Consider the following 13242-nt stretch of genomic DNA (forward strand, 5'->3'; position numbering starts at 1 on the left):
CCTTCGCGGATCGCGAAGCGCAGCTTTTCTTCCATCGCGATCGGAACGATCAGCTCGACGGCAACGGTGACGTTGTCGCCCGGCATGACCATTTCCGTACCTTCCGGCAGCGTCACGATGCCCGTCACGTCCGTCGTGCGGAAGTAGAACTGCGGACGGTAGTTCGTGAAGAACGGCGTATGGCGGCCGCCTTCTTCCTTCGTCAGGATGTAGGCTTCGGCCATGAACTTCTTGTGCGGCTTGACCGAACCCGGCTTGCACAGGATCTGGCCACGCTCAACGCCGTCACGGTTAACACCACGGATCAGCGCGCCGATGTTGTCGCCGGCCTGGCCCTGGTCGAGCAGCTTGCGGAACATTTCAACGCCCGTAACCGTCGTCTTCGACGTGTCGCGGATGCCGACGATTTCAACTTCTTCGCCGACCTTGACGATACCGCGCTCAACGCGACCGGTCACAACCGTACCACGGCCCGAGATCGAGAACACGTCTTCGATCGGCATCAGGAACGGCTGGTCGATCGGACGCTCCGGCGTCGGGATGTAGGCGTCAACAGCGGCCATCAGCTCGCGGATCGCATCTTCGCCGATCTTCTTGTCCGAATCTTCCAGAGCAGCAAGAGCCGAGCCCTTGATGATCGGAATGTCGTCGCCCGGGAATTCGTAGGACGACAGAAGTTCGCGAACTTCGAGTTCGACGAGCTCGAGAAGCTCGGCGTCGTCAACCTGGTCGACCTTGTTGAGGAACACGACGATTGCCGGAACGCCAACCTGGCGGGCGAGCAGGATGTGCTCGCGGGTCTGCGGCATCGGGCCGTCAGCAGCCGAGCAAACCAGGATCGCGCCGTCCATCTGGGCAGCACCGGTGATCATGTTCTTGACGTAGTCGGCGTGGCCGGGGCAGTCAACGTGAGCGTAGTGACGGTTCGGCGTCTCGTACTCAACGTGGGCCGTCGAAATGGTGATACCACGGGCCTTTTCTTCCGGCGCAGCGTCGATCTGGTCATACGCCTTGAACTCGCCGAAGTACTTCGTGATCGCTGCGGTCAGCGACGTCTTGCCATGGTCAACGTGGCCAATCGTGCCAATGTTAACGTGCGGCTTGTTGCGCTCAAATTTGCTCTTTGCCATGGGTACGTTTCCTGTGGTCAAGTATGAATGATCAGCCGGCAGGGCCGGTTTGTGGAGCCGTTTAAGGGTTTCAGGGGATTTGCGCAAGACTTAATTGCGTACGCCCGGACCGGTCGCCGACGGCCTTTTCCTGCCGATATGTAAGAACGCTGAAGCGCCGACACAAGGGCAGGCATGCGCGAATCACGGATCGCTCCGCAAGCAAGACAAACAATGACTTACCGCGAAGCGTTGGAGCATCGGATTAATTCGGATAAGGAGGCTGTTCGCTGCTGGAGCGGGTAGCGGGAATCGAACCCGCGTATTCAGCTTGGAAGGCTGCTGCTCTACCATTGAGCTATACCCGCGGGCCTTCGATCCAGAAGCAGAATGGTGGAGGGAGTTGGATTTGAACCAACGTAGGCTGAGCCAACGGATTTACAGTCCGTCCCCTTTAACCACTCGGGCATCCCTCCATTATTCTGTCGGGATCTTTCGACCAAGCATTTGAGATCGTGAGACAACCAGCGACGCGTCGTTGCCGCCTCTCGATCTGTGGCCGGGTATATGACCGCCCTCTTTCCTCCTGTCAACACGGGTCAGTGGAAAATTTCCGAATTTCTCCACAGCGACAATTCCGGACCGCTCATCGAAAACCATTTCGCCACGCCTGCAACCCCTCTATAAGACGCCCATGAGCAAAGATCACACCGGCGACAAGAGCGCCAAGGACACCCATTACGCCAACCTCAGGCGCGCCCACCGCGACGCCAAGCGGGAACGCGGCGAAATCCCAACGCCAAAACAGGAGAAGCGCCGCAAGGCGCCGGCCGACTGGAAGCCACCGCAGCTCGCGCCCGAGCAGGTTCTGCTCTACGGCCTGCATACGGTTCGCGCCGCCCTCGACAATCCGGCGCGCCAGTTCGTTCGCCTCAGCGTGACGCCGAACGCCGCTGCAAGATTGGAGCTCGACGAGCTTTCGGCCCTGCCCTTCCCGGTCGAAACCGTGACGCCGCAGGATCTCGACAAGATCCTCGGCCCCGATGCGATCCACCAGGGCGTGATGCTCGAGACGCGCCCCTTGCCGCATCGCAAGCTCGAAGCGCTTCGCGACTGCCCGCTGATTCTGGTGCTCGACCAAGTGACGGATCCGCACAATGTCGGCGCCATCATGCGTTCCGCCGTCGCCTTCGATGCCGGTGCGTTGATCACCACCATGCGCCACAGCCCGACCGAATCGGGCGTTCTCGCCAAATCCGCCTCGGGCGCGCTGGAAATGATTCCCTATATCCAGATCACCAATCTTGCGGATGCCATCGAAGAACTCCATCGGCTGGGCTTCCAGACGATCGGCCTCGATTCGGAAGGACCGCAGCCGCTTGAAGGAACATTCAGCGGTGAGAAGATCGCGCTCGTTCTCGGCTCCGAGGGCAAGGGACTGCGGCAGAAGACCCGTTCGATCGTGACCGACCTTGCCCGCCTCGACATGCCGGGCGCGATCAAGTCGCTGAACGTGTCGAACGCGGCAGCAATCGCCATGTATGCCGCGCGCCAGTTCCTGAACCGCTGACATCCACGCGCAGCCGGCCGCCCATGGCGACGACCAAGCGGGCGACGGCGTCATCCCACACTGCTGCAAGGGCTGGCGCATTGACGCGAAAATGTGACTGTGGAAATCTCCGCGCGTTGGGATCGGAGAGCTCCATGGTTGTCGCAGTTGCGTCACGCGTTCCTATGTTTCGGCTGCTCGTTCTGGGTGCAGTCTGCCTCGGTTCACACACCGCCTTCGCCGCCGGCGACATCGATCCCGGGATCATCGCGGCGCAGGCGGGCGACTATCTGGTCGCGCCGCTCGATGGCGCCGAAGGATGCAAGCTCACCCTCACCGCCGATGAGGCGATCGGCGGCTACGCAGTTACCGGAGCCGAGGGTTGCGCCAAGAGTGTGCCAACCCTTGCCGACGTCGCCGCCTGGAATTTCGACGGGAACGGCGGCCTGCTGCTGATCGACGTCCTGCGAAAAGTCCATGCCCGCTTTGAAGAGAGCGAGGGATCCCCGCTCCTGACGAACGGCGAGGACGGGCCTCGACTGGCCCTCGTAACCGCGGTGGACGGCATCTCGCATCTGCCGGCGCCGGCAAACATGAAAGGCGCGTGGCAGATGAAACGGCCGGGCGGAACCGCCATCTGCCATGTGCGCTTTAAGGAGGCTGCCGACAGTGACGGCAATTTTGCACTGTCCGTCGAAGAGCCATGCGATAGCGCCGTCAGAAAATTGAAACTGAAGATCTGGACGGCGAACGGCCTTGGCATAACCCTGCTCGGCGAAGACGGCAGCTCGCTCGCGTTCACCGCCACACCTTCCGGCTTCGAAAAAGACCGTAATGAGGGCGGCAAGCCGCTGCTCCTCGTCAGAAACTGACCAATTGCTCCGTAGGGCTCAGCGGCGTGCTCATGCCGGCCGCCGTCGGGCAGCCGTCACGCAGCTTCTTCCAGGTGGAGACGTTGAGGTTCATTTCGCAGCGCGCCATATAGACGTTGCCGTCGACCCTTAGGCAGGCGATCTGTCCGAGCTCATATTTCGAACCGTCGCGGTTGCGGCACGTGCAATTGTGTGCGCGCGCCGCGTCGGCGGCGAGCAGTGCAGCCACCGCAGCGGTCACGCCCAACAGAATTGTCCGCCGGTCCACCATCGATGCATTATAAAGCAGATTGTGAAATCCCAAAACGGACAATGCCGGCTGCGTTTGCAACCGGCACCGTCCGCACGCAGGGCCTGGGCCCCTCCACCGGATCACGTCAGTGACCCGCTGAACCTATATGTTAGCTCGCCAGGCGAAGGACGTTGCCTTCCGCGATGGTCTTTTCAGCCTCAGCGATCGCAAACTGCTTGGAATCGGCGCTGAGGTTGAGACCTTCGGCACGGACAAATTCCACATCTGTGACGCCCAGGAAGCCGAAGACCGTCTTCAGGTAGGATTCCTGGTGGTCCATGACGGCGGCCGGGCCGGCGGAGTAGTGACCGCCGCGGGTCGAGGCGACGATGATCTTCTTGCCCTTGGCGAGGCCTTCCGGACCATTTTCGGTGTAGCGGAACGTCTTGCCGGAGACGGCGATGCGGTCGATCCAGGCTTTCAGCTGGCTCGGGATGCCAAAGTTGTACATCGGGGCACCGATGACGACCGTGTCGGCCGCCAGGAATTCTTCGAGCATGTCGCGGCCAAGCTTGACGTCGGCGGCAAGGTCGGCATCCACGCCTGCGAGATCGGCGGGAGCCATGATCTGGGCGCCGGTCAAATGCGGGAGCGAGCTGGCGGCGAGGTCACGATAGGTTACGGTGGCATCCGGGCGGTCAGCCTTGATCTGAGCGGCGAGTGCCGCCGTCAGGCGACGGGAAACCGAGTGATCGCCGAGGATACCAGAGTCGATATGAAGAACGTTCATGGGAACACCTTTGTGTTTGCGTTGCGGTGCTCCACATATGAGGGGAAAACAATCGACCGATAAGCCAGTGGATATTTGACATACTGTTTCCAGACGGAAACAATCGGGCAAAGCATCCGGACCTCGGAGACAGGAAAATGCAGGATCTGAACGATCTCGGGCTCTTTGCCGCCGTCGTGCGCAACAACGGCTTCAGCGCTGCCGCACGCGATCTCAATATACCCAAATCCAAACTCAGCAAACATGTGGCCCGCCTCGAGGAACAGCTCGGCGTGCGGTTGCTTGAACGTTCGACCCGCAAGCTGCGTGTCACCGACATCGGCCGGGTTTTCTATGAACATTGCCAGGGGCTGCTCGACGGCGTCGCGGCCGCCGAAGCCGAAATTGCGGCGGTGCGGGCTGAACCTTCGGGCACCGTCAGGCTCGCCTGCCCACTCGGCTTCACCCCGATGCTCGCGGATATCCTGCCGGCGTTTCACCGGCGTTATCCCGGCGTGCGGCTCCTGATCACCGCCACGAACCGGCGCATCGACCTGATCGAGGAACGGATCGATGTGGCGCTCCGCGCCCGCGGCCAGCTCGATACCGACAATCAGCTGATCATCCGCAAGTTCGGCGAGGTTCGTGAGCGGCTCGCCGCCAGCCCGACATTCCTTGCCCGCTCGGGCGACATCACAATCGACAACCTCAGCCAGCAGGCGACGCTGTCGATGAACGAACAACACCCGACCGACGTCTGGCGGCTCGTCTCATCCGACGGAAACACGACGGAAATCTCCCATCGTCCGATCATCGGCTGCAGCGACTTCCTGATCCTCGAACGCGCCGCGATCGAAGGCATGGGCGTGGCGCTGTTGCCGGACCATATCTGCGAGCGCGCCTTCCGCGCCGGCGTGCTCGTGCCGGTGCTGCCGGAATGGACCTCGAACGACGTCGTGGTGCACCTCGTCTTCCCGTCTCGCCAGGGCATGCTGCCGGCGACCCGGGCGCTGATCGACTATCTCGCCGAAAACCTTCTCAACGCCCTGCAGAAATGCCGGGAGGTTCCGATGCGCATGGCCCCCTCGTTCGACATCTGACATCGCGAGGCAGTCCCGCTCAGCACCGGCAAATCATCAAGACATTGCCGTCGGGGTCGCGGATCGTGAACCATTGCTCGAATTGCACCGGCGTGACGATCTCGACACCGAGGGCGACCGCGTGATGATGTGCTGCAGCCACATCTTCTGTATCGAAATGAAAGAGCGGCGCATCCTGCGGCCTCCCGAGAGCGAATATTTCCGCATCGAGAATCAATCGTGCGCCGCTACCCTTTGGAAAGACCGCGAGGTGGCCGTGCACGGTTTCCGGTTCGTCGACCTGGATCGGCTCGCCCGTTTTTATGGCGATCCTTGCTGAACGTGATTGACTGCTCAATTCGCAGCTTCGCCCCGCGTCTCAAATCCGAATGCGGTTAAAGCTTCAAAAAATGCGCGATTTCAGCAGAAAAAGGCAGATGTGGTGCCCCCAGAGAGACTCGAACTCCCGACCTACTGATTACAAATCAGCCGCTCTACCAACTGAGCTATAAGGGCACTTGCTGCGGTGGGAGTTACCATAATCTCATCCGGTGTAAAGCAAAATTGCGAATTCTCCCAATTTTTCAGATGCGTTCGGCTTCGGGCCATGCCAGAAACGATGGACAGAGATCGCCGCAAGCGGCATGCAACGCATCGAACGGACTAGAGTTGATGGCCCGAACGTTCAATTCCTTCGCCTTCCTCGCCTCTTCTGCGGAGGAGGCGCAAAAGGCTGCGGCTGATCTCAAGGCGATCTATGGTGACAACGATCCGGCGAAGGCCGACGTGATCGTGGCGCTCGGCGGTGACGGCTTCATGCTGCAGACGCTGCACCAGACCATGAACAGCGGCAAACTGGTCTACGGCATGAACCGCGGCTCCGTCGGCTTCCTGATGAACCGCTACAGCACCGAGAACCTGACGGACCGCATCTGCCAGGCAGTCGAGAACGCGTTCCATCCGCTGGAGATGCAGACGACCGACGTCTACGGCGAGAGCTTCATGGCGCTTGCGATCAACGAAGTCTACCTCTTCCGCCAATCGTACCAGGCTGCAAAGCTTCGCGTCCTCATCGACGGGAAGACAAGGCTCGAGGAGCTGACCTGCGACGGCCTGCTGGTGGCGACACCAGCAGGTTCCACCGCCTACAACCTCTCCGCTCACGGCCCGATCCTGCCACTCGAAGCACCGCTTCTGGCCATGACGCCGGTCAGCGCCTTCCGTCCACGCCGCTGGCGCGGCGCGCTCTTGCCGAACCATGTCACGGTCGAGATCGAAATCCTGGAAGCCGACAAGCGGCCGGTGAACGCCGTGGCGGACCATCAGGAAGTAAAGTCGGTGGTCAAGGTGCGGATCGCCGAATCGGAGAACATGACGGCGCGCATCCTCTCGGATCCCGATCATTCCTGGTCGGACCGCATCCTAGCCGAGCAATTTTCGAACTGAACGCACGTTCTCCGTGCGGTATGTTATGATCCTCCATGGCTCGTTTTCCGACGGCTAATGCATGTTTCCTTTAATCGTACCCGATTAAAGGACAAAAACATGCAGCAATTCAAAGTGCTACAGCGACCTTTGCGCGTCTGAAAAGACGCGCGGCGCTGTAGGAGCGAGGCGGCAGCGGAGCTGCGGTTTGAAAGGACGACAATCCCCAATGCAAAGATCCGCCCTCCTCGCGCTTCTCCTGTTCGTGAGCACCGCCGGCGCCAGGGCCGAGGACGCCAACGTCGTGCCGCCGCAGGCTACCTTTGTCACGAGCACCGGCTACTGGGAGGAAAGCGGAGCGCCGCTTTCATCACTCGATCCCAATGCGGCCGCCGAGAAGCAAACCGACGCCCGCCGCGGCTACTACAAGCTGATCGCGCTTCGCCAGACGGATGGCACGGCACAGGTCCATCTGCAGCAGATCGAAGCGACGCCAGCCGGACCGGTGGTGGTTTCCTCGGCGGAGCTCGAAGAGTTCTCGGCGCTCAAAGCCTATGTCACCGACATTCGCCCGGAGACCTCAACCGGCGTCACCGCGCAGCCGGGCATGTTCGCGACCGTCTATCTGAAGACAGATCCGACCGCCCGCGAACCGGAGACCTGGACCGTGCTCATCGATGATCTCGGCGACATCAAGGTCGAGCGCGCCTCGAACTGAGCAAAAGAAAAGGCCGGATGCGAACACCCGGCCTTCTTCAATTCAAGAACTCTCGCAACGACGCTTAGTTCAAATCGTCGACGACTGCATCCGCGCCACCGCTGACACGGTGCGCAAGTGCCGCCTCCATGAACTCGTTGAGCTCGCCGTCGAGCACATCGCCCGGTGCGGTGCTTTCGACGCCGGTGCGCAGATCCTTGACCAACTGGTAGGGCTGCAGCACGTAGGAGCGGATCTGGTGACCCCAGCCGATATCGGTCTTCGACGCGGCTTCGGCATTGGCCGCGTCTTCGCGCTTCTTCAGCTCGGACTCATAGAGACGCGCACGCAGCATATCCCAGGCCTTGGCCCGGTTCTTGTGCTGTGAGCGCTCCTGCTGGCACTGCACGACGATACCGGACGGCATATGCGTGATACGCACGGCCGAGTCGGTCGTATTGACGTGCTGGCCGCCGGCGCCCGAAGAGCGGTAGGTGTCGATGCGGCAGTCGCTCTCGTTGATGTCGATCTGGATCGAATCATCCACGACCGGATAGACCCAGATCGAGGAGAACGAGGTGTGGCGACGCGCGTTGCTGTCATAGGGCGAGATGCGCACCAGACGGTGAACGCCCGATTCCGTCTTCAGCCAGCCATAGGCATTATGGCCCTTGACGAGCAGCGTCGCCGACTTGATGCCCGCCTCTTCGCCGTCCTGAATTTCCATCAGTTCGACCTTGTATCCCTGGCGCTCGGACCAACGGGTGTACATGCGCAGAAGCATGTTGGCCCAGTCCTGGCTTTCGGTGCCGCCGGCGCCGGAATGCACTTCGAGATAGGTGTCGTTCTGATCGGCCTCGCCAGAAAGCATGGCTTCGACCTGCTTCTTGGCCGCTTCGTTGCGCAGTTCACGCAGCGCCTGTTCGGCATCCGCGATGATCGCCGCGTCGCCCTCTTCCTCGCCGAGCTCGATGAGTTCGATGTTGTCGTTGAGCTGCTGCTCGAAACGACGCAGGCCATTGATGCCGTCGTCGAGTTGCTGGCGCTCGCGCATCAGCTTCTGTGCTTCCGAAGCATCGTTCCACAAGGTCGGATCTTCCGCCTTGTTGTTCAACCAGTCCAGTCGTCTTACCGCCTGATCCCAGTCAAAGATGCCTCCTCAGCAGGCTTATGGCCTGCTTGATTTCGTCGACAATGTTCTCGATTTCGCTGCGCATAATCCTGCTTCTTGTGAACCCGATATGAAATTGAGCGTCAAATAGCGATGCCCGCCGCTGATGTAAAGGCGGCGGGCATCGCGAGAGGGGAAAGGCTTAGAACAGACCGTTGGAGCCCGAGGTCACCGCCTGGTTCGCCTGCGGCGAGTTCTTCAGGATTTCCTCTGGCGGCACGTATTGATCGAGCCCGCCGATGACCGAGAAGGTGTCAGCCGGGCCGGTGCCGGGCTTGAAGGCCTCGATGATCGTGTCCGGCTCACCCTCTTGGGCGGCCATGCCGGTCTTGCGGTTGACGGCGACCATGCTCATGCCCTCGGGCACAACGAACTTGCTCGGGCGGGTGTCCTTGACGGCTTCCTGCATGAAGTCGTTGAAGATCGGCACTGCGAGGCTGCCGCCGGTGGCACCGCGGCCGAGCGGGGCCGGATTGTCGAAGCCGAGGTAGAGGCCGGCAACCATGTCGGGCGTGTAGCCGACGAACCAGGCGTCCTTTTCGTCATTGGTCGTGCCGGTCTTGCCGGCAACCGGACGATCGAGTTTGATCTTGCCGGCGGCCGTGCCGCGCAGCACCACGCCCTCCATCATCGACGTGATCTGGTAGGAGGTCATGGGGTCGAGCACCTGCTCGCGATTGTCGGTCAGGACAGGTTCTTCCTGGCTCTGCCAATCACCCGCATTGCAGTTGTCGCAGGTGCGGTCCTCATGCCGGAAAATCGTCTTGCCGTAGCGGTCCTGAATACGGTCGATCAGCGACGGCTTGATCTGCTTGCCGCCGTTGGCGAGCACCGAATAGGCCGAGACCATGCGCAGAACCGTCGTTTCGCCGGAACCCAGCGACATCGCGAGCAGCGGCGGCATCTTGTCGTAAATGCCGAAGCGTTCGGCATATTCGGCGACCAGGTTCATGCCCATGTCATTGGCAAGGCGAACCGTCATCAGGTTGCGCGATTTCTCGATGCCGAGGCGCAGCGTCGACGGACCGGCGGAGCCGCCGCCATAGTTTTCAGGACGCCAGACCTGGCCACCCGCGACGATTTCGATCGGGGCATCGAGGATGACCGATGCCGGCGTGTAGCCGTTGTCGAGTGCTGCGGCGTAGACGAAGGGCTTGAAGGACGAACCCGGCTGACGCATCGCCTGCGTTGCGCGGTTGAATTCCGACTGGCCATAGGAGAAGCCGCCGACCATCGCCAGGACGCGGCCGGTCTGCGGATCCATCGCGACGAGACCACCCTGCACCTTCGGCGGCTGCCGCAGGCGATATTCGCCCTTTTCGGCGAGCGGCTCGACGTAGACAACGTCGCCGGCACCGAAAACGCCTTCGGGGGATTTCGCCGACTTGCGGTCGCCAGTCGCCGAACGGTAAGCCCACTGCATGTTCTTGGCGGAGATGTGTCCGGTGACGCGCTCGGCCACGATCTTGCCCGAGGCTTCCTTCTCCGGCTGGATGCCGATCTCGGCGCCCTGTGCGTCGACAGAGAGAACAACGGCGAGCTTCCACTCCGGCACATCGCTGAAGGCAACGACCGCGCCGAGCGGCTCACCCCAATCGCCACCGATCTCGATCGACTTCACCGGACCATGGAAGCCGCGGCGCTCGTCGTAGGTCAGCAGACCCGCCTGCAGCGCCTTGCGGGCCGCGATCTGCAGACGCGGATCGAGCGAGGTGCGAACCGACAGGCCGCCCTCATAGAGCGCGTTGTCGCCATATTTCTGAATGATCTGCCGGCGGACTTCCTCGGCGAAGAAATCGGAGGCGAAGAGATGCGCGCCGCCGCGGCGCGGGTTGACACCGAGCGGCTGCTTCTTGGCTTCTTCGCCGTCGGCCTTGGTGACATAGCCGTTCTCGACCATGCGGTCGATCACCCAGTTGCGGCGTTCGATGGCGGCTTCGGTCTTGCGGAACGGATGATAGTTGGCCGGTCCCTTCGGCAGTGCTGCGAGATAGGCGGTCTCGGCAATGGTAAGCTCGGTCACCGACTTGTCGAAATAGGTCAGCGCCGCACCGGCAATACCGTAGGAATTCAGGCCGAAGAAGATCTCATTGAGATAGAGCTCAAGGATTCGGTCCTTGCTGTAGGCCTGCTCGATGCGGAACGAAAGGATTGCTTCCTTGACCTTGCGGTCGATCGTCTGGTCCGAGCTCAGCAGGAAGTTCTTTGCCACCTGCTGCGTGATCGTCGACGCCCCAACCGGGCGGCGGCCGGAGCCGAAGTTCTGCAGGTTCACCGCGATGGCGCGGGCGAGACCGGTGATATCGACACCCGGATGCTGATAGAAATTCTTGTCTTCGGCCGAGATGAAGGCTGCCTTGACGCGATCAGGAATCGCCTGGATCGGCAGATAGAGACGCCGCTCGCGGGCATATTCCGCCATCAGCGCGCCATTGCCGGCATGAAAGCGCGTCGTTACAGGCGGCGAGTATTTCGCCAGCACCTCGTAGTCCGGTAGATCCTTGGTGACGACGCCCAGATAAAGCGCCACGGCTCCAGCCACGCCAAGCAGCAGAAACGCACCAATCCCGAAGAAATATCCAATCAGCCTGATCATCAGTCAGATACCGGTACCTTAATTATCGTTCAATTGCCGGACCGCCGAGCGACAGTCCATGCTCTGTCCCGCCGGCTTAATTGCGTCAGTCCGACCAAACTCTTCCGTCAGAAATCGTCTGGCTTCGCAGCAACCCGCTAAGCCCGGCTCCTCTTATGGCGAGGAACCCCGGGCTTCAACTCGTTTCTCAACAAATCCGGGCGCAATTCCGGTTAGGTCCCGGAATGTGCGTAAAATAGGGCTGTTTCCGATTATCGCGTGCGCATCCAGTTGAAAAGCATAACGCTGTTACCAAGGCGACACAAATCACTTCGTTCCTGGGCATGCCTTCAAACGTCAGCCGCCGCTGGCAACCGCCTGCTCGCGATAACGCCGAACCGCGACGGCAAGACGCTCCGAAACCTTCTTGCGCCATTCCGGATCCAGCAGCAATTTCTCATCCTCCTTGTTCGACAGGAAGCCCAGTTCCAGCAGGATCGACGGCACGTCGGGTGCCTGCAACACGCGGAACCCGGCGAAGCGGTGCGGGTTGTTGATGAGATTGATCCGGCCCTCGAAGGAAGAAACCACCGCGCGCGCCATGTTGACGGAAAAGGCCTGCGTCTCGCGGCGGGTCAAATCGATCAGGATATCGGCGACCTCCGCGGGCTCGCTCTGAAGCGGTACGCCGGCGATTTCGTCCGAAAGGTTTTCGCGAGCGGCAAGGCTTGCGGCCAGATGGTCCGACGCCTTGTCGGAGATAGTATAGACCGTAGCGCCGCGGATGTCCTTCTGGCGGAGCGCATCGGCATGGAGCGAGATGAAAAGATTGGCGCCCTTGTTCCGGGCAATCTGCACGCGCTGCGGCAGCGAGAGAAAAACATCCTTGTCGCGGGTGAGAAAAGCCTCGATCCCGGCACCCTTGTTCAGGGCCTCGACGAGATCCTTGGCAAAGGCCAGCGTGACGTGTTTCTCTTCCGTCTTCGTCTCGGCGGCAAGCGCACCGGTGTCGATGCCGCCGTGGCCGGCATCGATCGCGATGATGAAGGGACCGCCGTCCTTGGTGGGCGCAACGGCCACAGGTCTGTCGGTTTTCGTCGCAGCGACGGAACCGGTCCATTGCTGTTCGCCGAGAAGCGCATCGAAGCGCGTCTGGTCGACCCGTTCGGCGTCGATAACCAGGCGGTAGCCCTTGCCCCCCTCCTCCGCGATCACCTCCGCATGGGTTACCGCAACAGGCCCCTTCGCGGAAAGAACGATACGGGAATTGCCCGCGCCCATGCCGCCGTAGCGGATCGCGTCGAACAGGCCGCGCGGTTGGAGGCTGTCCGCCTTCAGGCCGAAGGCTGTTTCCGGCAGGTCGACGACAACGCGAACGGGGTCGGCCACGTAATGAACGGAAAAATCCGGCTTGCGGTCGAACTCGACGACGACCCGGGTGCGCGCGTCGTCGCCGGCGATCCGCGCGCCAAAGGCGAGCAACGGGCCCGGCTCGGCAGCACGAGCAGCCGGCACGCTCAGGAGGAGACCGACGACGAGCACCGAAGCACCGAGCAAACGCCAACCCATCCGCGACATCAACGACAACAGCGAACCGCGCATACAAACCGCCAAAGGCTTCACCTTGGGCTCCCCGCCACTTTCTCAAAACCAGACTGCGGCCGATGCGGCCACCAAACGCATACCTTGATCAATGAACCCTTATGGTTAACCAAAGCTTGACAAAGGTCATCTTCCGCCTCGCACCGGCGCCATCGATTCATC

General features: G+C 61.3%; 12 protein-coding genes and 3 tRNA genes. 5 read left to right on the forward strand and 10 right to left on the reverse strand.

What is annotated here, in order from left to right:
- From tuf to ACTJKM_RS05885, 3 genes are all read right to left on the reverse strand, one after another.
- On the reverse strand, positions 1-1130 hold a 1130-nt coding region (tuf, locus tag ACTJKM_RS05875; protein WP_058326272.1), incomplete at its 3' end, for an elongation factor Tu.
- A 273-nt stretch (positions 1131-1403) separates the two neighbouring features.
- A tRNA-Gly gene (locus tag ACTJKM_RS05880) sits at positions 1404-1477 on the reverse strand.
- Positions 1478-1500: 23 nt separating this feature from the next.
- Positions 1501-1585, reverse strand: a tRNA-Tyr gene (locus ACTJKM_RS05885).
- 218 nt (positions 1586-1803) lie between these two features.
- On the opposite strand from ACTJKM_RS05885, the gene ACTJKM_RS05890 reads away from it, so the two are divergent.
- The gene (locus ACTJKM_RS05890) at positions 1804-2679 is read left to right on the forward strand and encodes a TrmH family RNA methyltransferase (protein ID WP_057252252.1); all 876 of its coding nucleotides are present in this window, start codon (positions 1804-1806) and stop codon (positions 2677-2679) included.
- A 134-nt stretch (positions 2680-2813) separates the two neighbouring features.
- Positions 2814-3530 (forward strand): AprI/Inh family metalloprotease inhibitor, encoded by a 717-nt coding sequence (locus ACTJKM_RS05895; RefSeq protein ID WP_082663718.1) that lies wholly within the window; start codon positions 2814-2816, stop codon positions 3528-3530.
- On the opposite strand, the gene ACTJKM_RS05900 is transcribed toward ACTJKM_RS05895, so the two are convergent.
- On the reverse strand, positions 3520-3801 hold the full coding sequence (locus ACTJKM_RS05900) for a hypothetical protein (protein ID WP_058329461.1): 282 nt from the start codon (positions 3799-3801) through the stop codon (positions 3520-3522). The genes ACTJKM_RS05895 and ACTJKM_RS05900 overlap by 11 nt on opposite strands.
- A gap of 130 nt (positions 3802-3931) precedes the next feature.
- Positions 3932-4552 (reverse strand): FMN-dependent NADH-azoreductase, encoded by a 621-nt coding sequence (locus tag ACTJKM_RS05905; protein WP_057252254.1) that lies wholly within the window; start codon positions 4550-4552, stop codon positions 3932-3934.
- 137 nt (positions 4553-4689) lie between these two features.
- Here ACTJKM_RS05905 and ACTJKM_RS05910 point away from each other — a divergent pair, with 137 nt between their 5' ends.
- Positions 4690-5631 carry a LysR family transcriptional regulator gene (locus tag ACTJKM_RS05910; protein ID WP_057252255.1) on the forward strand — a complete coding sequence of 314 codons (942 nt, stop codon included), beginning with the start codon at positions 4690-4692 and terminating at the stop codon, positions 5629-5631.
- 19 nt (positions 5632-5650) lie between these two features.
- Here the strand turns inward: ACTJKM_RS05910 and ACTJKM_RS05915 are convergent, their stop codons facing one another.
- Both ACTJKM_RS05915 and ACTJKM_RS05920 read right to left on the reverse strand, forming a co-directional pair.
- The gene (locus tag ACTJKM_RS05915; RefSeq protein WP_375293051.1) at positions 5651-5893 is read right to left on the reverse strand and encodes a VOC family protein; all 243 of its coding nucleotides are present in this window, start codon (positions 5891-5893) and stop codon (positions 5651-5653) included.
- Positions 5894-6050: 157 nt separating this feature from the next.
- Positions 6051-6126 (reverse strand) — tRNA-Thr (locus tag ACTJKM_RS05920).
- A 156-nt stretch (positions 6127-6282) separates the two neighbouring features.
- On the opposite strand from ACTJKM_RS05920, the gene ACTJKM_RS05925 reads away from it, so the two are divergent.
- Both ACTJKM_RS05925 and ACTJKM_RS05930 read left to right on the forward strand, forming a co-directional pair.
- A complete protein-coding gene (locus ACTJKM_RS05925) occupies positions 6283-7056 on the forward strand; it encodes an NAD kinase (RefSeq protein ID WP_058329326.1) in 774 nt (257 codons plus the stop codon).
- Between the two features lie 208 nt (positions 7057-7264).
- The gene (locus ACTJKM_RS05930; RefSeq protein ID WP_057252258.1) at positions 7265-7753 is read left to right on the forward strand and encodes a hypothetical protein; all 489 of its coding nucleotides are present in this window, start codon (positions 7265-7267) and stop codon (positions 7751-7753) included.
- A gap of 64 nt (positions 7754-7817) precedes the next feature.
- Here ACTJKM_RS05930 and prfB read toward each other — a convergent pair.
- From prfB to ACTJKM_RS05945, 3 genes are all read right to left on the reverse strand, one after another.
- Positions 7818-8949 (reverse strand): peptide chain release factor 2 gene (prfB, locus tag ACTJKM_RS05935; protein WP_113512925.1). Its coding sequence is split into 2 segments (ribosomal slippage): positions 7818-8879 and positions 8881-8949, totalling 1131 coding nucleotides; the frame shifts between segments, so codons are not numbered across the junction.
- 96 nt (positions 8950-9045) lie between these two features.
- Positions 9046-11499, reverse strand: coding sequence for a penicillin-binding protein 1A (locus ACTJKM_RS05940; RefSeq protein ID WP_058329328.1), 2454 nt, complete (start codon positions 11497-11499; stop codon positions 9046-9048).
- A 336-nt stretch (positions 11500-11835) separates the two neighbouring features.
- Positions 11836-13047, reverse strand: a complete 1212-nt coding sequence (locus tag ACTJKM_RS05945; RefSeq protein WP_440660034.1) for an N-acetylmuramoyl-L-alanine amidase — start codon at positions 13045-13047, stop codon at positions 11836-11838.
- Positions 13048-13242 lie beyond the last annotated feature (195 nt).

This window comes from Ensifer sp. 22460 (assembly GCF_052044935.1).
GTDB lineage: Bacteria > Pseudomonadota > Alphaproteobacteria > Rhizobiales > Rhizobiaceae > Ensifer.